Source organism: Kordiimonas pumila (assembly GCF_015240255.1).
GTDB classification, from domain to species: domain Bacteria; phylum Pseudomonadota; class Alphaproteobacteria; order Sphingomonadales; family Kordiimonadaceae; genus Kordiimonas; species Kordiimonas pumila.
In genome coordinates this window covers 4,003,155-4,022,828 of record NZ_CP061205.1, presented here as the reverse complement: position 1 = coordinate 4,022,828, position 19,674 = coordinate 4,003,155, and the positions used below count along the sequence as shown (strand labels likewise).

The 19,674-nt window shown below is 45.4% G+C and carries 19 protein-coding genes and 1 tRNA gene; 9 read left to right on the top strand and 11 right to left on the bottom strand.

Translation table 11 applies throughout. The features are described 5' to 3' along the window. Window positions 1-18 precede the first annotated feature (18 nt). The 6 genes from ICL80_RS17960 (at window position 19) to ICL80_RS17935 (ending at window position 6,327) form a co-directional block, all read left to right on the top strand. Window positions 19-393, top strand: coding sequence for an MGMT family protein (locus ICL80_RS17960; RefSeq protein ID WP_194214088.1), 375 nt, complete (start codon window positions 19-21; stop codon window positions 391-393). Window positions 394-525: 132 nt separating this feature from the next. Next, on the top strand, window positions 526-1,293 hold the full coding sequence (locus ICL80_RS17955) for a metallophosphoesterase (RefSeq protein ID WP_228073674.1): 768 nt from the start codon (window positions 526-528) through the stop codon (window positions 1,291-1,293). A gap of 186 nt (window positions 1,294-1,479) precedes the next feature. Then, complete coding sequence (locus ICL80_RS17950; RefSeq protein WP_194214087.1) at window positions 1,480-2,766, top strand: outer membrane beta-barrel protein; 1,287 nt, start codon at window positions 1,480-1,482, stop codon at window positions 2,764-2,766. A 60-nt stretch (window positions 2,767-2,826) separates the two neighbouring features. After that, entirely contained in the window at window positions 2,827-3,363 is a 537-nt protein-coding gene (locus ICL80_RS17945; RefSeq protein ID WP_194214086.1) for a polysaccharide biosynthesis/export family protein, read from the top strand. A gap of 21 nt (window positions 3,364-3,384) precedes the next feature. Continuing rightward, complete coding sequence (locus ICL80_RS17940; RefSeq protein WP_194214085.1) at window positions 3,385-5,643, top strand: GumC family protein; 2,259 nt, start codon at window positions 3,385-3,387, stop codon at window positions 5,641-5,643. Window positions 5,644-5,652: 9 nt separating this feature from the next. Continuing rightward, the gene (locus ICL80_RS17935; RefSeq protein ID WP_194214084.1) at window positions 5,653-6,327 is read left to right on the top strand and encodes a hypothetical protein; all 675 of its coding nucleotides are present in this window, start codon (window positions 5,653-5,655) and stop codon (window positions 6,325-6,327) included. Window positions 6,328-6,418: 91 nt separating this feature from the next. Here ICL80_RS17935 and ICL80_RS17930 read toward each other — a convergent pair whose 3' ends face one another. The 3 genes from ICL80_RS17930 to ICL80_RS17920 all read right to left on the bottom strand — a co-directional run bounded on the left by ICL80_RS17930 (window position 6,419) and on the right by ICL80_RS17920 (window position 8,300). Beyond that, entirely contained in the window at window positions 6,419-7,090 is a 672-nt protein-coding gene (locus ICL80_RS17930) for a Fe2+-dependent dioxygenase (protein WP_194214083.1), read from the bottom strand. A gap of 55 nt (window positions 7,091-7,145) precedes the next feature. Further along, window positions 7,146-7,859 (bottom strand): hypothetical protein, encoded by a 714-nt coding sequence (locus tag ICL80_RS17925; RefSeq protein ID WP_194214082.1) that lies wholly within the window; start codon window positions 7,857-7,859, stop codon window positions 7,146-7,148. A gap of 351 nt (window positions 7,860-8,210) precedes the next feature. After that, window positions 8,211-8,300 (bottom strand) — tRNA-Ser (locus tag ICL80_RS17920). Between the two features lie 331 nt (window positions 8,301-8,631). Between ICL80_RS17920 and ICL80_RS17915 the strand changes: the two genes are divergently transcribed. Then, complete coding sequence (locus ICL80_RS17915) at window positions 8,632-9,024, top strand: energy transducer TonB (protein WP_194214081.1); 393 nt, start codon at window positions 8,632-8,634, stop codon at window positions 9,022-9,024. Between the two features lie 125 nt (window positions 9,025-9,149). On the opposite strand, the gene ICL80_RS17910 is transcribed toward ICL80_RS17915, so the two are convergent. Then, on the bottom strand, window positions 9,150-11,462 hold the full coding sequence (locus ICL80_RS17910) for a methyl-accepting chemotaxis protein (protein WP_194214080.1): 2,313 nt from the start codon (window positions 11,460-11,462) through the stop codon (window positions 9,150-9,152). A gap of 236 nt (window positions 11,463-11,698) precedes the next feature. Between ICL80_RS17910 and ICL80_RS17905 the strand changes: the two genes are divergently transcribed. After that, complete coding sequence (locus ICL80_RS17905) at window positions 11,699-12,874, top strand: BaiN/RdsA family NAD(P)/FAD-dependent oxidoreductase (RefSeq protein WP_194214079.1); 1,176 nt, start codon at window positions 11,699-11,701, stop codon at window positions 12,872-12,874. Window positions 12,875-13,041: 167 nt separating this feature from the next. Here ICL80_RS17905 and ICL80_RS17900 read toward each other — a convergent pair whose 3' ends face one another. Then, the gene (locus tag ICL80_RS17900) at window positions 13,042-13,401 is read right to left on the bottom strand and encodes a nuclear transport factor 2 family protein (protein WP_194214078.1); all 360 of its coding nucleotides are present in this window, start codon (window positions 13,399-13,401) and stop codon (window positions 13,042-13,044) included. Between the two features lie 2 nt (window positions 13,402-13,403). Further along, the gene (locus tag ICL80_RS17895; protein ID WP_194214077.1) at window positions 13,404-14,147 is read right to left on the bottom strand and encodes a 2-dehydropantoate 2-reductase N-terminal domain-containing protein; all 744 of its coding nucleotides are present in this window, start codon (window positions 14,145-14,147) and stop codon (window positions 13,404-13,406) included. Window positions 14,148-14,190: 43 nt separating this feature from the next. On the opposite strand from ICL80_RS17895, the gene ICL80_RS17890 reads away from it, so the two are divergent. Beyond that, entirely contained in the window at window positions 14,191-14,610 is a 420-nt protein-coding gene (locus ICL80_RS17890; protein WP_194214076.1) for an Lrp/AsnC family transcriptional regulator, read from the top strand. 342 nt (window positions 14,611-14,952) lie between these two features. Here ICL80_RS17890 and ICL80_RS17885 read toward each other — a convergent pair whose 3' ends face one another. The 5 genes from ICL80_RS17885 to ICL80_RS17865 all read right to left on the bottom strand — a co-directional run bounded on the left by ICL80_RS17885 (window position 14,953) and on the right by ICL80_RS17865 (window position 19,652). Beyond that, window positions 14,953-15,855, bottom strand: a complete 903-nt coding sequence (locus ICL80_RS17885) for an alpha/beta hydrolase (protein ID WP_194214075.1) — start codon at window positions 15,853-15,855, stop codon at window positions 14,953-14,955. A 3-nt stretch (window positions 15,856-15,858) separates the two neighbouring features. Continuing rightward, window positions 15,859-17,226 (bottom strand): metal-dependent hydrolase family protein, encoded by a 1,368-nt coding sequence (locus ICL80_RS17880; RefSeq protein WP_194214074.1) that lies wholly within the window; start codon window positions 17,224-17,226, stop codon window positions 15,859-15,861. Further along, window positions 17,223-17,411 (bottom strand): hypothetical protein, encoded by a 189-nt coding sequence (locus ICL80_RS17875; protein ID WP_194214073.1) that lies wholly within the window; start codon window positions 17,409-17,411, stop codon window positions 17,223-17,225. The genes ICL80_RS17880 and ICL80_RS17875 overlap by 4 nt, the downstream gene beginning before the upstream one ends. Before the next feature lie 211 nt (window positions 17,412-17,622). Continuing rightward, window positions 17,623-18,405 (bottom strand): enoyl-CoA hydratase/isomerase family protein, encoded by a 783-nt coding sequence (locus ICL80_RS17870; protein ID WP_194214072.1) that lies wholly within the window; start codon window positions 18,403-18,405, stop codon window positions 17,623-17,625. 2 nt (window positions 18,406-18,407) lie between these two features. After that, complete coding sequence (locus ICL80_RS17865; protein ID WP_194214071.1) at window positions 18,408-19,652, bottom strand: CaiB/BaiF CoA transferase family protein; 1,245 nt, start codon at window positions 19,650-19,652, stop codon at window positions 18,408-18,410. Window positions 19,653-19,674: the final 22 nt, after the last annotated feature.

Below are 19,674 nucleotides of genomic sequence, written 5' to 3'. Positions count from 1 at the left end.
TTCAAATAAGATTTGAATATGACAGGGAAGAACTTTCAGGCCGTTTATGATCTTGTTCGCCAAATCCCTTCAGGGCAGGTTGCGAGTTACGGCATGATTGCCAGCCTGCTGTCTGGCGTAACGCCGCGCATTGTTGGTTTTGCCATGGCAGCGACCCCTGAAGGAAAAAATATTCCTTGGCACCGTGTCATTAATTCAGCAGGTAAGGTCAGCGATAGGCCCGGTAGTAATCGGCAACGTGAACTTTTAGAAGAAGAGGGTGTGCTTTTCTCGGCTTTTGGAAAAGTGACATGGTCTTTGGTCCGTTGGCAAGGGCCAACTGAAGATTGGCTTTTGCGTGCAGGTTTTGATTTTATTGAGTATATGGAATGCCAAGCCAAATGGCCATCCTGAACGATGAAGTTAAACAGGCCGCCTTAGCCTTGGTTTGCTTTTTCTATCGAAGCACCGTATAGTTTTTGAAAGGCGAAGATCGATCTTCGCCTTTTTCTTATAATAATAAGTCTTTCTAAGGATTATGTTTCTGTGTCTTTTTGGCGCAAAATAATAGGTAAAAAAGAAAAGCCATCTGTGCCGGTTCGCCGTGTACCAGAGGGTGTTTTGGTTTATGCAATCGGCGATGTGCATGGCCGCGTTGATTTATTGCAAACACTGCTCAAAAAAATCATGGCTGATATGGCTGAAAGAAAAGACTTTAATTCGGTTAAAATTATTTTTTTAGGTGATTATGTTGATCGTGGCTTTCATAGCCGCGAAGTTATTGATTTGCTGCTTAAGCTCGATGTGAGGGGTGTGGGGTTTAAATTTTTAGCCGGTAATCATGAAGATATGATGCTTGGCTTTATGGATGACCCTGCCGAAAACACGGCGTGGCTGAATGTGGGGGGTATAGCAACGCTTGCCAGTTATGGTGTGTTGCTCCCTGATAATCCAGATATTGAGGTGCTGGGAAAAGCATCGAGCGATCTGGTTAAGGCTATGCCTGACAGCCATCAGCGGTTTTTGAAGGGCTTGCTGGAGCATTATGAGCTTGGCGATTATGTTTTTGTGCATGCAGGCCTAAGGCCAGGCTTACCTTTTGGTGCGCAAAGGCGCAGCGATAAACTTGGTATTCGGCGCGAGTTTACGGAAACAGAGTTTGATTTTGGCAGAACAGTAGTGCATGGGCACACGGGTGTTTCATCCCCCAAAATATACAATAACCGCATTGCTGTAGATACGGGTGCTTTTGCAACCGGTCACTTAACTGCGGCTATTTTACAAAATGATACAGTGAATTTTATATCAACTTAAGTAAAAGTGTAATTGTGTCACTATGATGTAACAGTTTTGCAACACAATAAAAAACCTAGACTTTTTCAAAAGACTATCGTATCGAAAGGCCTAGATTTATGAGTTATATTTTGTGTATTTAGTAAATGCTTGTTAAATATTTGCCGTACGTATCCGGCTAAATTTAGATCAATTGGGGTATTTAAGATGAAACATTCGGTTATCAAAGGCGCTGTGGCTGCGCTGCTTGGCACAACAATTCTAGTACCTGCAGCGGTCGCACAAGACGATGACGGCGCTAAGGTGACATCTGTTTATGAGCGCGCGCGCCCTGATTTTGATGCGCCGGGCGTTCGTTCTGGCAGCTTTCTTTTCTACCCAAAGGTAGTGGTTGATGCCAAATATGATTCCAATATTTATGCAACAGACGGCTCTGAAGTTGATGATTACATCGCGATTGTAAAACCATCCTTCAGGTTTGCATCTGACTGGAATAACAACTTTTTCTCTTTCTTTGCAGACGCTAAGCTTGGTCGGTATGCAGACAACGGCGCTGAAGACTACGAAGATTTTAAAGTTGGCACCTCTGGTCGTGTTGATATTTCTCGCGGTTCTAGTGTGACGATGGACCTTTCGTATGCTGATGAGCACGAAGATCGTGGTTCACCAGATAACAACGGTGCTGCTGCTGAATATACTAAATATTCACTGCTAAAAGCGGCAGCTGGTTACAAGCGCGATGAAGGCCTGATTTCTTTCGCGGCTGATGGCAGATACGAAAAGCGTGATTTTGACGATGCTAGCCTTATTGGCGGTGGCATTTTAAATAATGATGACCGTGACCGCGAACAATATTGGGGTTCCGTTCGTGTTGGTTACCACATGAACGAAGATTATGAAGCCTTTGTTAAATTCACTACAACTGCAGTTGAATATGTTGATAGCCGTGAAGACGGTGGCCCACTCCGCGATTCAGACGGCTGGGATGTTGTTGGTGGTGCGGCCTTTAAAGTTGGCGGTAAAACAGAAGGCGAAGTATACGTTGGTTATGTGAAACGTGACTTTGACGCTGATATTCTGGAAGATGTTAGTGACTTTAAGTTTGGTGCCTCTCTCTTGTGGAATGCAACAGGCCTTACATCTGTACGTGTAGGTGTTGACAGGACAGTGACAGAAACGACGTTAAGTGCTGATAATGGATTAGGTGTTACTGTTCCTGCGGCAGGCATTTTATCCACGCTTTACTCAGTTAGTGTTGAGCACGAGCTTCAAAGAAACCTGCTTTTGAGAGCCTCTGCCTCATATAACAAAATGGATTTTGTTAATACGGTGCGTGACGATGAAGTTACCAAGCTTGGTTTAGGCGCTAAGTATTTGATGAACCGTAATTTGGCACTTGGTCTTAACTATTCCTTTGATAATCGTAATACAACTGCGCTTGCTCAGGATTATGATCGTCACGCTGTTATTGCTAGCCTGACTGCACAGTGGTAACATATTCGTAAGTTGGGGCAAATGGGCTTCAACTTACGTTATAATGGAATACCTCTGACAATGATTAAGTGCTTTTTTATTACCATTTTAGCAGCGATCGGCATTTCGGTCGCTGTTTTTGCTCAGTCAATTGATAGCCTTGAGTACCAATTAGGTGCCGGAGATCAGATCCGTGTAACCGTTTACGGTGAGGAAGATCTCTCTGGTGAGTTTGAAATTGATGGAAGTGGCAAAATCTCTCTTCCTCTTATTGGCAATGTTATTGTTGGTGGCAAAAATGTTACCAATGCCGAAGCTATGATTGCTGATTTGCTGTCTCCTGAGTATCTTATTAATCCGCGTGTGAACCTTGAGGTGCTTAATTACCGGCCCTTTTATATTCTCGGTGAGGTTGATAAGCCAGGGAGTTATCCTTATGTAAACGATATGACCGTTCTTAATGCCGTTGCTCTTGCTTCAGGCTTTACATATCGCGCTAATAAGAAAAAAATAGAAATCACCAGAAAAGTTGATGGTAGTGAGCAAAAAATTACCGTTGATATCACTGCAAAGGTATTGCCGGGTGATATTATTCGTGTAGATGAGCGTTTCTTTTAGTCATTATTCAGGCATTTTCACATGTATGATAACCAACCAGGACAAGATAGTTCTCAAAATATTAATACGCCTATAGCCGATGACGATATCCTTGATATCCGCGCTTTGTTGATGGTGCTGTGGCGGCGTAAATGGGTTATTGTCAATACAACGGTATTTTGTGTTGTTCTGGCGCTCATCATTGTAGTGCAACTTACACCGCGCTACACAGCAACAAGTTTGCTGGCTATTGAAACACGAAAGAGCAGTGTTGTTGATCTTGAGGCTGTTATGTCCGGTCTTGGAACTGACGTTGCGGCAATCAAGACAGAGATCGATGTACTGAAGTCACGCAGGCTTCTGGGTAAAATGGTTGATAAATTAAACCTTGTGAAAGACCCAGAGTTTAATGCGGCCCTTAATACAAAAAAAGGCTTTCTTAGCTATTTAAACCCATTTTCATACCTTCCTGATGCGTGGGTAGATGCGATCCTTGGCCGGCAAAAAGATACTAGATCTGATGAAGAAATTGAAACAGCCATCAGGGCTAAAGTGATAGACAGTGTTTCAGGCAGCCTTACTATCATTAACCCTGCGCGATCGTATAGTATTGAAGTCGCATTTGAGACCATTGATCCTAAAAAATCTGCAAAACTTGCTAACACACTCTCCGATCTTTATCTTACAGATCAATTAGAGGTAAAGTTTGAAGCAACACAGCGCGCTAACGAGTGGCTTAATGAGCGTGTTTTTCAGCTTCGTGAAAAAGTGCGAGAGAGCGAACAGGCTGCGCAGCAATTTCGGGAAAAGAACCAGCTTATCCAGACCAAAAATGCGGGTCTTGTGAATGAGCAGCAGTTGGCACAGTTAAACTCACAGTTGGTTGACGCCCGCACGGAGCTGGCCCGCTCTGAAGCACGTCAGCAGCGTATTGAACAGAATGCGCGGGACGGGAAGTTGGCTGAATCAGGCCTTTTAGAGGTTTTGCAGTCGCCGCTTATTCAGCGTTTGAAAGAACAGGAATCTGAGGTTCAGCGTAAGCGCGCAGAATTAGGCACAAAATACGGGCCAAAACACCCACGTATGATTAATGTGCAGGCAGAAGCCGCTGATATTCAGAATAAAATTAATAGTGAAATCGAGAAAATTGTTGCAAGCATCAGGGCTGAAGCTGAGGTGGCTGCAATACGTGTTCGCAGCCTTGAGCAAAACATGGCAACTCTGAAAAGCGAAAGCTTTTCCGTGAGCCGCTCTCAGGTTCAGATGCGTGAGTTAGACCGCGAGGCAGAGGCTAACAGGCTCCTTCTGGAGACATTCCTGACACGGTTTAAGGAAACATCATCGCAGGACGGGATGCAACAGGCAGACACACGTATTATTTCAGAGGCAGATGTTCCAACTCTTGCTTCTTTTCCGAAAAAGAAACTAATACTATTACTGGTATTGTTTGCAGGTGGTGTCGTGGGAATTGGGTTGGCCTTCCTGCTTGAGGCACTTGACAATGGATATAGGAACTTTGATCAATTAAGGCATGATCTTGGCTTGCGCGGCCTTGGCATGATCCCGCTAATTGGCAGAAGTGTACTAAAAAATCAGGGGCCTGAGGGCTATCTGCTTGCCAAACCCACATCCTCCTTTTCAGAGGCACACCGTAATATCCACGCATCTTTAATGTTTTCCAGTGCTAGCGGCACGATACCAAAGCTGATGGCTATTACGTCATCTGTGCCTGGCGAGGGTAAGTCAACAGCAGGGATATGTCTTGCACATACGCTGGGTCGTTCGGGGATGAAGGTTTTGCTCGTGGAAGCTGATATGCGGCGCCCAGTCATGCGTAAACGTATGGATATTGATCGGCAATTTGCGTGTCTTAACGATGTGCTCGGCAGGTCTGCAACAAGTGGTGATTTGAAAATATTCAAGGATGCTGTTTCTAACATCCATGTGTTGTGGGCAGATAAGGAAGATGATCCGCAGAGATTGTTCAATTCAAAAGAGTTTGAGCTTTTTCTAAAAGAAGCTCGGCTGCAATATGACCTTGTGATTGTTGATACCCCCCCTGTACTTGCGGTATCTGATGTGATGGTTATTTCCAAGCATGTTGATGCTATGGTTTTTGCTGTACAGTGGGAAAAAACCACAAAAGGCACAGTAAAGAATGCTGTGAAACAGTTACACCAAACGGGCGGTTATTTGGCAGGGGCAATCCTCACGCAAGTAGATGTTAAACGGCATCAAGGTTATGGCTATGGGGACCAAGGGTATTATTACGGCACCAAGAGCGGTTATTATACAAATTAGGCCAGTGTTATGGCACTGAAAAAGCTAAATATACTGACGATCTTTTTGCTCGGGGCATCACTGTTGATGCTCTATATGGCCTTTCCGCGTTTTCTAGCAGAACTTATGCTCGTGCCGGGCACCCCGATTGTTGAACGGCTTAATTCGGGTGGTGATGTTTCAGTAGAAGACTTAGATATTGCGCAGAATTCTCGTGAGCAGGCAGTTTCCTTTGTTGATCACCCAAAAGCTTACTCTGACCTCGCCACAGTGTTTCTCGCACGTGCTACCGTGGAGCAGGATCGCGCACTAAAAACGCAGTATACGGAAAAAGCGATTGAAAGCCTTGAGAAAACACTTTCTCTTGCACCCTTAAATACGTTTGCATGGCTGCGCCTTAGTTTTGCACGCTTAAGGACCGGCGGAGATGATGGGGTGCGCTTAAAAGCCCTTGAGGCGTGGCACATGTCAGTTACCACGGCTCCCTTCGAGCCTTATATTCTTCTGTCGAGATTACACTTAGGTATTGTTTTGTATGATGAAATGACTGAAGAAGATATTAGTTTACTGCAAGCACAAGCTCAGGCCACCTATAAGTGGAATAGAGGCTTGCTGCGTCAATATGTTCGGGAAAAAAATCTCGCAGAATGGTGTGCTTTTTTGCTGGAAGCTAACCCGGAAGCTGCTAAATTCATCGCTGCATAATTCGCATGCCGCCTATAAACTTCCCTCCATAATTGTAAGGTTTTATCGATCTCATGATAGAGGGTTAACAACTATGAAACGGACTAAGCTTTTATGTTTCGGCCCACAAGCGCCAGAGGTTTGAGGCTGTTTTTGCAATTGTATCAAATTGTGCAGTTTTACCGCTAGCCTGAAAAATATCGCGTTTAACAGATTCAAGATCAAAGATAATTTGTCGTTTTTCCGAGCTTCTAATATGGCTTTGTATCCAGCCAACAGCAACAAGGCGTTCTCCTAATGTTACTGTCTCAACACGGTGTAACATAGTGCTAGGGTATAAAATTACAGATCCAGCCGGTAGCTTGTAAGGCTGCTCTCCTGAAAAGTCTTCCAGCACAAGTTCGCCGCCCTCATAATCAGCAGGGTCAGACAGGAATAAGGTGAAGGAAATATCACTTCGCATTTTTTCACCTTCACCCATTAAGGCGTTATCCACATGTGTTCCATATCCCATACCTTTTGAATAGCGGCTGATTAAAAGCGGGCTGACTTTTTGGGGCATCGCAGCTAATGTAAAAACCTCATGGCTTAGCAAGGCTGCTAGCAGCATCTGTTGTATATCTGCGTAGGTAGTAGCTTTCTTTGAAAGCTGTTCGTTCCTTTTAATGTTTTTAACAGCCCAACCAGCAGTGTCTTTGCCATCAAGGAAAGATTGCTTTGCAAGCTTCTTTTTAAGGAGAGCCAGTTGAGGTTCTTTCAAAATACTACCAATACATAAAAGCACTAAAGCCTCCTTAGGGGTGGAAAGCAGAAAATCATTCTGCTTTCCTGTGGAATGATTAGTCGAGCACTTTACCGTCGAGCAGTTTCATGCCCTTGCCCTCAATATCACCATCTGTTTTAAAGAGTGCTATATCATCAAGTAAAACTGTTACGTACCAGCAGGAGTCAACGGAACCGCCCTTCCATTTGGCATCGATACAGAGCTGGTTGTTATCAACTTTCCATGACCCTTTGAGGGGCAGGGTATTATTATACCAGCATGTATCAGCTGCTTTTTCATAGAAATATAAGTCTTCAACTTCAGGGACCGGACATTCTTTAGTGTCACGTTTTTCCCATGCGGCATACCAGCCTTCAACACTGCCTTTTTTCGAAAAATAGTATGCAACATGTGCCGGTGTAACCAGTGTCCTGCCGGTCATAGCTTGTTTAACCTGATCGCCTGTCATGGCGGGTGCAATAACAGAAGGCCACATTTTACTCAGCCCGGCACCGTGCTCACCGCCTTCACCACCAAACATTTTTTCAAGAGCATCATCAAGGTCGCCGTAAAAGCCGACAGCAGGAGCAGACCCTCCTGCTTCACCGCCCTCACCGCCTTCATCTGTTGCAGCTTTTTCTCCTCCTTCGCCGCCTTCACCCCCCTCAAGGTAACTGGCGGCATAAATCGCAGGTGTAAGTGTTGTAAGATCAATATGGTCTAACAGGGCATCTGTTGCAGGAATAACTGTAGCAACTCCTAGGCCCATCCATAATTTAACTGTGCGCATTTTATCTCCCTCCATGCTGTTTAAAGTAATCTGCTTTCCAGGTTATCTCCTAAATATGGATAAGCAGGCTCTTAACTGTGTATAAAGGAGGGCTTGCGGTGCAAGGCTTTTGCACCGATATGCATATAGCTTACCCATATTAGTAAATTTTTACCCGGAGCGCTTTCGGAGCAGATACTGATACCTCGCTTCAGGCGTAATTCTTCAATATTATGGAGTGACAAGGGAACGCGAACTGGCGATACCGTTACATGCGATAAAATGGGTGTACGGTTCATAGGATGGTGGTAAAAGCTAGCGCATGAGGCAAGCTAGTTTCACAAGGTTGTAACTACATGGTTTGCGAATAAATGGAGGAGCCGGAGGGATTCGAACCCTCGAGGGCGTTGCCACCCAACACGCTTTCCAGGCGTGCGCCTTAAACCGCTCGGCCACGACTCCTTGTTCCTGCGCGCGCACTATAGCTATCTGGCACCCATTGACAAGCTAAAATAAGTTTTGGGGTCTATATCTAGAAAATCCATGCAGGAATACAAGGAGAGTATATTAAAATGGATTTTTAAACATTAAAGATTGTTATTAACATTATAAGTGTATTTACATAATAATGTTTGAAAGCCGCTAAAGGGGTGGTTAGGATTACGCGCAGGTGTTGGGGACATTTATTACGCATGAATTAAAATTTTAATTCATGTTAACTATATTCTTTATCAGTGTTTTTACCCTCGGCATTTACGATTTGATTATGGTTGGATTCGAACGGGAGACTATAATGCGGACAATTCTCTTAAATGGGAGAAAAACACGATTGTTAGCAATCCTTGGTGGGGGGATGCTTTCTGCGATGGTGTTCTTATCTGCGCAAGCAAGTGCAGATGATCTGGGTGATTGGCGGAAGAATGTTGTAAAATCTATTATCCAAAATCACATTTATCCAAGATCAGCAATTTCACGTGAAATTGAAGGCAAGGCAAAAGTGAAGGTATCGATCGATCGTTCTGGCGCTATTTTAAATTTTGAGATTGTTGAAGAGTCTGGAGAATCTGTTCTGGATGGCGCTATTCCGAAAATGATGGAAAAACTAAATCCTTTGCCTGCTCCACCAGCAGCACTGGATGATGATAATTTGACATTCGTTATTCCGATTACTTGGCGGCTTCAGTAAGCTTGCTGAAACAGTAAAAAAAGCCCTGATTGTGGGGCTTTTTTTATACCTTGTGTGCATATATTGCTACCAACCGTTCATAAAAAAAGGCCCCGTAGGGCCTTTTGAATAGACGACACGCTTTTTTATTCGCGGATGGTTTTGAGGAAATTTTCCACTTGCCCGCGTAGGTCCTCGGATTGCTGTGTCAGCAGTTGGGCTGCAGATAGCACATCTGTAGCAGCTTTTCCGGTCGAGGTTGCCCCTTCATTCACTGCATGAATATTGGAGGTAACTTCCTCTGTGCCAGTTGATACTTCCGCCACATTCCGAGCAATTTCCTGAGTGGAGGCATCTTGTTCTTCTACAGCTGAGGCAATAGATACTGAAGTGGATTCAATCTCGCCAATAATGCTTTTAATCTGGTCCATAGCCCGCACAGCCGTATTGGTTGCTTGCTGCATGCCATCGACTTGATCGCTGATCTCCTGCGTTGCCTTGGCTGTTTGGTTCGCGAGTGATTTCACTTCACTTGCAACCACGGCAAAGCCTTTGCCTGCGTCCCCAGCTCTGGCAGCTTCAATAGTGGCATTCAGGGCTAGCAGGTTGGTTTGTTCGGCAATATCGTTAATGAGTTTAACAACATCGCCAATTTTCTGTGCGGCATCAACCAGTTCTGCAATGTCTTTCCCGGCATTCTCTGTGCGGGATACGGCATCTCTTGCGGAAGCACTGGACTGTGTTGTCTGGCCTGTGATTTCACGTACAGAGGCAGACAGCTCTTCGGCGGCACTTGCCACCATTTGTGCATTGCTGCTTGCTTGCTGCGCCGCATTCGCCACAACATTGGCTTTCTGTGATGTATCATCAGCAGTAGACGCCATGCCACTTGCAGCAGTTTCCATGTCACGTGCAGATTTGGAAACGCTTTCCACCACGGCCATTACGCTTGCTTCAAATTTATCGGCAAGCTCAAGCATTGAGGCACGGCGTTCAGCGCGAGCCTGCTGTGCCTGTTCTTCTTCCAGCTTACGGCGTTCTTCTGCTTCAAGACGCTGGCGCTCTTCCGATGCTTCTTGCGATCTGCGGGTTTCTTCTTCTTGCTCTCGCTGACGCGCTTCCATTTCTTGGCGTTCAATAGCATTGTCTTTAAAGACCTGAACGGACCTTGCCATATCGCCAATTTCATCAGCGCGTTCGGCATTTGGAATGTCAATTTCCAGATTGCCATCAGCCAGAACCATCATGGTGTCGGAGAGAGCATTAACCGGTTTCACAACACGCCAGATCACAATATAAAGTGCACCAACACCGATTAAAAATACGACAATGAGTAGTATAACGGACCAGAAAACACTGCTTTCGGCGCTACTAACAGCTTCTTCATTAAGCGCTTTTGAGAGGGTGCTTGCATATGTGTTCATGCTCATCACAGGGGCTTTGGCATCATTTACTTTATTGACCCACTCTATCGCGGTGACACCTTGCCATTCATCTGTCGTTACATCGTAAGGAACTATATAATCGCCTTCATCATTAGGCTCTGCATAATCAGATACATCATAAAGGCTTAATAGGGTGATAGAGAATTTATCAATGAAAACGCTATTGATGTTATTGAGAAGCTTATCCAGTTCGCCTTCCGTAGTATCTTCTTTTGCAATAGTGATAGAGTTTGCAATAGTACGCACTCGGTCCCAAGCGGCGGCACCGTATCCATTGTAGCGGGCACCGATTGTTTTCTGGAAACGGCCCACTTTGCTTTTTTGAGCAACATTTTCACCGACTGTAGCAGATTCGCGGGTTGCATATTCCACCATTGTCCAAAGGGAATGTTTCAGTGACATAACCCGGGTGATGCGGTCATCACCAAAATCATAGTTCTCTTCCAGAAAAGTACGAAGTGTTGCAGCTGCCTCAATTAGGTTTGTAAGGGGGCGAACAGCACGACCACCGGATTCTGATTTTTCGCCACTACCATATAAATCAGCATCAATCTTGATAATCGCATCTTCATACTCTTTGTAGGCATCATTATAAGCGGTTTTGGCAGTTGCGAATTTCCCCTGAACAACATTAAAGATTTCAGGGTTAAAATCTTCACCTTCAAAGACCGGTATTTCTGGCAGGCTGGCTTTTATTTGGTTGTGTGTTTGAGTAATAGTGCGCTTGTTGGCATTTATAATCTGGTCAAAATCAGACCCAGGGGCACTATTTAAGCCGTACGCTGTGTTGACCGCTGTTCGAAGGTCACCAAGAGCCATTTTTAACTGTACAATGTCGTCAATAACATCATTGACATGCATAGCCCGTCTGGCTTGATCTTCTTTTTGAAGCGCTGTGTCCATCAACATATAAGTCAGAATAAAAACAAATGCGACCATCACCCCTGTTACCGCGAGGAGAAGGTTACGAATAGATAAAATATTCACTTTTGATTCAATATTAGACGCGGCCATTGTTTTAAATGCCCCCTGTTATTTAAAATTGCCTAAAAGAGCTCTCACCCTAAGTCCGTCATTCATTGCATATGGCAGTTAACGAATTATAAATATTCATAAATAACACCTAGGTATTATTAATTAGCTGATCCCAAAGTGTGATACTAACGGGTTTATTTGAGTGTGCAACAATACTCTTTGCATATAGTGCCTATATTAAGGGCAAAATTTTAAACAGGTGCACGTTTCAGTTTATGGAAAATCTCGATGTTATTATTATGGGTGCAGGTGCAGCAGGTTTGATGTGTGCCCTTACTGCGGGTGCAAAGGGCAAAAAAGTTCTTGTGCTTGAGCATACTGAAAAGCCTGGAGCCAAGATTTTAATTTCAGGTGGCGGACGCTGTAATTTTACGAATCTCGAAGTGGCAGCCCATAATTATATTAGCAAGAACCCTCATTTTGCCAAATCAGCGCTTAGCCGGTATAGCCCTTATGACTTTATGGATCTTTTAGCGCAAGGTGGTGCCACCTGGCATGAGAAAACCCTAGGCCAACTTTTCTGTAACGAAGGGGCACGGAAAGTACTGAATATCCTGCTGGAAGCGTGTGCGAAAGTTGGGGTTGTGCTGAAGGTGGGTGTTGAAGTGGCAGATGTCGCCTCCGTAAGCGCAGGCTATAGGGTTGAAACATCTTGCGGGACATTTACGGCGACTAACCTTGTAATAGCAACTGGAGGTATGTCGATTCCTAAAATGGGAGCCACTGATTTTGGCTATAGAATAGCACGACAGTTTGGCCTTGATATTATCGAACCCGTACCCGCCCTTGTGCCTTTTGTTTTTGATGAAGCAACGGTTGCTGCCACCAAAGAACTAGCTGGAGTGTCAACCTTATGTACGGCTTCGTGCGGCACGGCATCATTCCGTGAAAACCTGCTTTTTACACATAGAGGTTTATCTGGGCCTGCCATATTGCAAATCTCATCATATTGGCAACACGGTGATACAGTTGTGATTAATCTTCTGCCTAGCATTGCCGATGTTTTTTCTTGGTTAAAAGATAAAAAAAAGGCGAGGCCACGAGCAAGTGTGAAAAGTATTTTAGTAGATGTGCTGCCAGAACGGCTTGCAGTTTATATGGTCGGTCACGATAGTGGTAATATGGCCGATTATTCGCATGAGAAACTACATGCCCTTGCTGCGCGACTATCTGCATGGACGGTCAAGCCAACAGGGACAGAAGGGTTTAAAAAAGCAGAGGTAACGCGCGGCGGTGTTTCCACTGATTGTCTCAGTTCTAGAACGATGGAAGCAAAAACACAGCCGGGCCTGTATTTTATTGGTGAATGTGTGGATGTTACAGGCTGGCTAGGCGGCTATAATTTTCAGTGGGCGTGGGCATCGGGTGCCGCAGCAGCTGATGCCCTTTAATTTTGAGTACCTAGAATATAATTGCCGCATAAGGAGTGTTTCTGAATCGTGCTCGCCATTCTCTTCCATTATGCTACATGGTTGGCTCCTAGCACTTAGCCATGCTTTATAAGCAGTTTAAAGAGGTATAAATGGATTGCAAGCTCAGGGCCTCTGCACTGTTGCCACTATTCTGCGACATATTGATGACCTAAGGCCAGATAGGTTTGACGCTCAACCACCAAATGTTTTTGGTCAAACGCCCAAAAATCAGAAAAGCCAACTTTGCGAGGATCGCCAGCTGCTCCTACTCCTTTAAAAGTGCCTGTGCATATGACTCTATGATCAAAGGACCAAATAGAATCGAGAATGTGATCTCCTCTTATTTTCCGCCCATCTGTGAAGAATTTATGTATTTGATTTCGCCCACAATATGCTGAATCAGCTCTGTGATATATGGCATTTTCAGCAAATAGTTTTATGACCCATTCGATATCACAGCTATCGATACGTGAATAATATTCTGAAATGATATTTCCTAGAAGCATGTTTAACCCTTAGCTTTATGGAGGCGCTCATGAACAATCTCGTCTGAGATCTGTAACGTCGTTTTACCGGCCGCTTTTGATCTTAGAATGATGTCTTCAAGGGTGTTACCTAGGCTCATAAGGTGCGCATTCAGTTCTTTGCGGGAAGCAATTGGTCGTTGATAATGTAAATCAATAATACCACCTGCATTAGCTAGATAATCAGGGCAGTATAATATTCCGGCATCTTGCAACCCATCGGCATGACGGGCCTCTAAAAGTTGATTATTGGCACCTCCTGCAACAATGCTGGCTTGAATTTGAGGGATACTGTCATCTGTAATCACTCCACCTAAGGCGCAAGGAGCATATACATCAACATCTAGGGTATGAATGCGGTCTGGGCTTTCAATGGTAGCTCCTGTTTTGGCGGCTATAGCTTCTGCCTTTCGCATGTCAACGTCAGCAATTGTAACAATGGCTTGGGCTTTGCTTAGCATCACGGCAAGGCGCGCACCGACATTACCCGCACCTTGAATTGCAACACGTACTCCCTTCAAGTCAGTAGCCTTTAATTGGAGGCGAACCGCAGCAGAGATACAAAAATAGACACCTTTTGCTGTAGATGCCGAGGCATTTCCAGCACCTTCCTGAATGCCACCTACATAAGGGGTGCGCTGCCCTATAGTTCGAACATCATCTAATGTTGTGCCTGCATCAAAAGATGTAATATATTTCCCCGTGAAATCATTTACGAAGTCACCCATAGTATGCAGTAATAATTGAGATTTATCTTTATGAGGGTCTCCAATGATGACTGCTTTATCAGCGAGTGATATTGCTGATCATCTAGGTATGACGCCTCCGCCTTGTTGGCGCAGAATTAAACGATTACGTGATGATGGCATTTTAGATAGGCAGGTGTGGCTGGCGAACCCCGAACTGCTTGGTTTTGGGGTGACGATGTATGCTACAGTTAAGTTGGCAACCCATGACGCAGATGCAACTACAGCTTTTCGGCAAGCAGTCCAAACTTATCCAGAAGTGCAGGAATGTTATATTTTACTTGGGGCTATTGATGTTTTGCTTAAAGTTGTAGCTAAGGATATCCAAGCATATGAAGCATTTTTCTATAATCATCTGTCTCAACTTCCTGGCGTAAGGGAGGTTACCTCAAGCGTCATAATGACCGAAGTAAAGAAAACCACTGCCCTTCCAGTGAATGTTTAGGTGTTTCGGTTGTCGTAAGATAGCGGCTTTGTATAAAAGAAATAGTATTTATAGCTGTAGGGTTGTTCCCCGTCAGCGCACATAGGACTAAAAACTCAGCTTCAGATCGGTTGGTCAAAGATGTGACGCTGTTGATTGATAAAAATTGTTTGAGTCAGGCCATTTACTCATGTGGCTATCTCTATAGATAGTATGGGAAGTCTATGCCGAGGTTTTATGAGGAAAGGTGGGAACAGCACTCTGCTGATTTACACAGCTCTTAGAGCCAAATGTGCTCGGAAGGCCACTTTAACCTAGAGCCAATTGATACGACGATGGTATGCTTTAATCTTATCGCTCTATTCAAGGTAATCCTGATACAAAGCGTATCGTTGGTGTTATTGCTCGATAAGGTACGGTGATATGCGTCTCTTTTTCAAACTTTTCAAATCGTGTTCGTAACCCATAGGCCGATAGAGGGCTGAGGCGCCCTAAAAGAGCTTCAGCATCCCAGGTAATCGTTGCGGCTTTATCTTGCTCGCCTGTCAATAGCAGTAGGCGACTAACGCCGGCTGAAATATTGCCTTTGATCAGTTGTTCGCTGAAGGCACGCTCTTCCAATAGGATTTCCTGATCATTCCACCACTGAGATGGGCTGGCGGCGATAATGGCCTCAAAGGCATTAGGCCTTGAGTACAAGATATGCAATGCGAACAGACCGCCTAGTGAATGGCCAAACAGTGATTGTCGGTCAGGAGCAACGGGATAACGTTTTATGATTTCGGTGCGTAGTTGTCCAAGGAGAAATTGGGCGAAATTTTCGTTTCCTCCGGCTTTCAGGTCCTGCATACTAATTTGGTTTGCAGGCATTTCCACGGGCCAAGCTGGTGTGAAATCATAGAGTCTGCGTAACATATCATAGGGTTGATCAGTTGGATAACCGACACCAACTATTATAACAGAACCACCAGCTTGCTTGCCGAATTCTTCAAGCCGTCGTTCTCCTGCAAATCCTGCGAAGAATGCATTGCCGTCTAATACATAGAGCACTGGAAACCCACCATTTGGTGCCGGTTGTTCTGGCTTTGAAACGAAAATACGGTAGGCTTCCCCACTATTATCAGCTGTCATGGTAAATACTTCAGTACCGGGTATTTGGTAGCTGACAGAGTTTGTAGGGGGCTCTTGCGCCAAGCTGGGAGCGGCCTCAAAGAGGTTGAGCGCAAAGGCGATAAGGCAGGGTGCTATTGGTACAAGCCTAAACATTTATTACCACTCCTGTGTTTGCGCCGACATCTCAGTGCCGATCAAATTCTTATGAATAATGCCATCCTTTATGATGAGCAGCATATTTTTCTCGTAATCCTCAATCAAGTGTAGGTTATCCAAGGGATTACCGCGGATCAGGAGTAGGTCTGCCCAAGCGCCTTCCTTCACTACCCCAATAGGGGCCGCGCGATAGGGGTTGCGCTTACCGCTTTGGGCAAAAAGGTCGCAATTGCCTGAGGTTGCAATGCGTAAAACCTCTGCATTCGAAAATATTTCACCAAGCCGCGGTAGGGCCGCATTTTCTGTTCGTGATGTAGCGGTTCGCGCAAAAAGATCAGTGCCAAAAGCAACCTTAACCCCATGTTTTTTTGCGAGTTTTACACTTGTCTGCCAACCTGTGTGGCCTAATGATTCGCGAGCTTTCTTGAGTTGCGCCTCGGTTAGAATGTTGTCACCATCTTCGAATGGTTGTGTCGAGAGCCAAGCACCTTTTTCAGCCATAAGTTCGGCTGTTGCGTCATCAATTAGGTGGCCATGTTCGATGGATAACACGCCAGCATCAAGACATCGCCGAACGCCGTGCGCAGTGTAAGCATGGGCGCAGGCATAGGTACCCCAATCTGATGCTGCTTGAACGATTGCTTGCAGTTCCTTAGGTGTAAACTGAAGTGTGTCGATGGGGTCGTAATCCGAAGTGACACCTCCTCCAGCCATAATTTTAACCTGTGTGGCACCGCGTTTGAGTTGGTGTCGGGCCGCCGCAAGAACCTCGGGTACGCCGTTTGCCACGGCTGTCATACCCAAGCGTCGGTAATGCGAAGGTGCGCCGCCGAGGCTAACTGGTAATTCATCCACTGGGTCAAAGTCGCCGTGCCCTGACGTTTGTGAAATTGCGGCACCGCTGGGAAAGCATCTGGGACCAGGCACAATCCCCCGATCAATCGCATCTCTGACATCTAGGATAGAGCCTGCCGTATCTCGCACCGTTGTAAAGCCGCGCATCAGTTGCCGCTTGGCATCTTCAAAAATTAGAGCAATTGAAACGGCATCTTCTGGCCCCATCCAACTAACTCCTTTAACTGCAGCCATGTGCCAATGTGCGTCAGTGAGGCCCGGCATAAGAGTTTGGCCTGCAGCGTCAATGACAGTTGACCCTGCGGGTATGGGAATATCTCCTGAGGAAATAGCATCAATGTGCTTACCTGTTATCCGAACATTGCAGGGCCTGCGTACGCTGTTAATCCCGTCGAAGAGGTATGTGTTACGAATTAATATTGTAGATAAAACTGGTGCAGGGGCTGCAGCTGCAAGTAAGGGGGTCACTAGCAGGCCGTTTAGCACGGCTCGGCGGTTCAACCTCAATGTCATTCCCATCTCCAGTAATTCATTTGAGCCTCGCCGTATGCGTAATATACAGCATTGCCGCTTTTGGTTTTCGTATAATTGTAGCCCGCAAGAACATTGGCCGAGAAATCACCGCTTTCCCATTGTCCATTCAATTGGTTGTCGATCGAGTAGATTTTCATCTCGTCGTGTGTTCTTCCTTTAGACATGACCCCTTTTAAGAGCGTCTGTCATTACACGTTATAATATTGTAAAAAATATTGAGAGAGACGCTTTGGGGGAAAATAACAAAATAGTACCTGTTAAAATTAGGGTACAGTTTTAAGGATACTGAATGGAAAAGGAACTGATTCCCTATGCCTCTTGCTGCGGTAAAAGCTAGTGTATGATTTTCTCTTCACGGTCCTCCTTTTGCTAACCTTATTGGGAATGCGAGGGCTTTTTTGTTTTGTTGGCGCCGCGCGCAATGAAATTAGCAAGCCCGGCCTTTGCATCGTCACAGGTGAAGGCTTTTTGACCGAGGATAGCTTCTTTTTTAAAGGCTTCTTCGAGAGGCTCAGAGTGGAGCGTTAAAGCTGCTTCTTTGATTGTTTGGATAGCAACTGGTCCGAGTGCAGCAATGCCTTGCGCTATTTCATGGGCTCGGGGCAGTACTCGATCAGATGGTAACACCTCATTGACCACACCCATTCGGTATAAATCTGCGGCAGTCAGGCGTTCGGCCATAAGCATAATCTGCATAGCATGGGCGTATGAGATTTGGCGTACTAATCTTACTAGGGTTCCGCCTGCAGGAACAAAACCGTGCTGTGGCTCAGGTAGTTGAAAAATAGCGTCATCCGCGACCACCCGAATATCTGTAGAAAGCATGAATTCAAAACCACCGCCCATACACAAACCATGTACAGCACAGATCACAGGTTTGTACATGCGGATACCTTTCATATGGGCAGCGTCCCATTCACTTATATCGAAACGGTCTTCCGCCAATGCAGGAATTGATTCTGTAAGGTCTGCACCAACGCAAAAGGCCCGGTCCCCTTTTCCTGCTAGCACCACTGCGCGCACATCATTATCATCTCGTGCCTCACAATAAGCTTCACCAAGGGCGTCGTACATACGAAGTGACATGGCGTTGAGCTTTTCTGGGCGATTAAATGTAATAGTCGCAACGTGGCCGTTCTTTTCGTAATCAATAGCCATTTTTAAAGAGTCCCTTCGGCACGAAGATGCTCTATATCTTCTGAGCTAAAGCCAAGTAAGCTGGAATAAATTTCGGCATTATCGGCACCAACATTGGGGGCTTGATCCATTTTCGGGCTTCCCATGTTTGAGAGGTGTATAGGATTCCCAATCATTCTGACCATCTGGGTGTCAACCGGTACATCTACTATCATTTTCCGGGCGATAACGTGTGGATCCTCCACTACTTCCGCGATGGTCTTAATTGCGCTTAGTGGAATTTTGTCGCCTGCAATCTCTTCCAGTTCAGCTTTGGTGTAACGGCTAAACCAGTTATTTAGTATTGGTTCGATACGGCGTTTGTATGTGTCCTCATTGAAACGTTTTTCCATTGTGTCAATCTCTGGATCATTTACCAGTTCGGCATTGCCGAATAATTGACATGATATTTTCCAGAATTTATCGGTATAGCCTCCAAAAAACACGTAACCGTCTTTGCAGGGATATTGACCGTAAGGGCGTACAAAGGGATGGTTATTACCAATGGGTGATGCAACATCATTTTCAAGCGTGTAACGGATCACTGCGTTTTCCGTCAAGCTAAGCACAGAATCCTGCTGCGATACATCAACAACTTGTCCAATGCCGCTGCGTTCAGCTTCACGCAGGGCGGCAACTGTACCCACCGCTGCATAAAGCGAAGCAGATAGATCGCCTATTATGGTGCCAACACGTACTGGTGGGCGGTCCTCGTAACCGTTCATGGACCATAGCCCCCCTACGGCTTGCCCCGTGTTATCAAAGGCCGGACGGGAAGAGTTTGGGCCAGTTCGCCCAAACCCGCTTATCGCTGTATAAATGAGAGCCGGGTTTTCTTTTGCTAACACTTCATACCCAAGACCTAGCTTGTCCATCGTGCCAGGCCGGAAGTTTTCAATAAGGATATTGGCTTTTTTTACAAGTGCCTTGAGTATTGTTTTACCCTCTTCCGATTTGAGGTTGAGGGTTATAGCTTTTTTGTTTCGGTTATACTGAGAAAAGAAAGCACTGAACTGTGCATCGCCTGCAAAGGGAGGGAATGTACGGGCATAATCTGGGTCAGCTGGATTTTCCACTTTTATAACCGTGGCGCCCATATCTGCAAGCATCATGGAGCAGTAAGGGCCTGCGACAACTCGTGTTATATCCAGCACGACTACGCCAGAAAGGGGCCCCGTGCGGCCCATACTATTATTTGCGGTCACATGCTCTGAGCTTACACTATCCATTAGCTACTTCCTCCGTACTTAC

Coding starts and splice junctions, on each gene's coding strand:
- ICL80_RS17960 (WP_194214088.1), top strand. CDS start 19: ATGACAGGGAAGAACTTTCAGGCCGTTTATGATCTTGTTCGCCAAATC.
- ICL80_RS17950 (WP_194214087.1), top strand. CDS start 1,480: ATGAAACATTCGGTTATCAAAGGCGCTGTGGCTGCGCTGCTTGGCACA.
- ICL80_RS17945 (WP_194214086.1), top strand. CDS start 2,827: ATGATTAAGTGCTTTTTTATTACCATTTTAGCAGCGATCGGCATTTCG.
- ICL80_RS17940 (WP_194214085.1), top strand. CDS start 3,385: ATGTATGATAACCAACCAGGACAAGATAGTTCTCAAAATATTAATACG.
- ICL80_RS17935 (WP_194214084.1), top strand. CDS start 5,653: ATGGCACTGAAAAAGCTAAATATACTGACGATCTTTTTGCTCGGGGCA.
- ICL80_RS17925 (WP_194214082.1), bottom strand. CDS start 7,859: ATGCGCACAGTTAAATTATGGATGGGCCTAGGAGTTGCTACAGTTATT.
- ICL80_RS17915 (WP_194214081.1), top strand. CDS start 8,632: ATGCGGACAATTCTCTTAAATGGGAGAAAAACACGATTGTTAGCAATC.
- ICL80_RS17910 (WP_194214080.1), bottom strand. CDS start 11,462: ATGGCCGCGTCTAATATTGAATCAAAAGTGAATATTTTATCTATTCGT.
- ICL80_RS17905 (WP_194214079.1), top strand. CDS start 11,699: ATGGAAAATCTCGATGTTATTATTATGGGTGCAGGTGCAGCAGGTTTG.
- ICL80_RS17900 (WP_194214078.1), bottom strand. CDS start 13,401: ATGCTTCTAGGAAATATCATTTCAGAATATTATTCACGTATCGATAGC.
- ICL80_RS17895 (WP_194214077.1), bottom strand. CDS start 14,147: ATGGGTGACTTCGTAAATGATTTCACGGGGAAATATATTACATCTTTT.
- ICL80_RS17890 (WP_194214076.1), top strand. CDS start 14,191: ATGATGACTGCTTTATCAGCGAGTGATATTGCTGATCATCTAGGTATG.
- ICL80_RS17885 (WP_194214075.1), bottom strand. CDS start 15,855: ATGTTTAGGCTTGTACCAATAGCACCCTGCCTTATCGCCTTTGCGCTC.
- ICL80_RS17880 (WP_194214074.1), bottom strand. CDS start 17,226: ATGACATTGAGGTTGAACCGCCGAGCCGTGCTAAACGGCCTGCTAGTG.
- ICL80_RS17875 (WP_194214073.1), bottom strand. CDS start 17,411: ATGTCTAAAGGAAGAACACACGACGAGATGAAAATCTACTCGATCGAC.
- ICL80_RS17870 (WP_194214072.1), bottom strand. CDS start 18,405: ATGGCTATTGATTACGAAAAGAACGGCCACGTTGCGACTATTACATTT.
- ICL80_RS17865 (WP_194214071.1), bottom strand. CDS start 19,652: ATGGATAGTGTAAGCTCAGAGCATGTGACCGCAAATAATAGTATGGGC.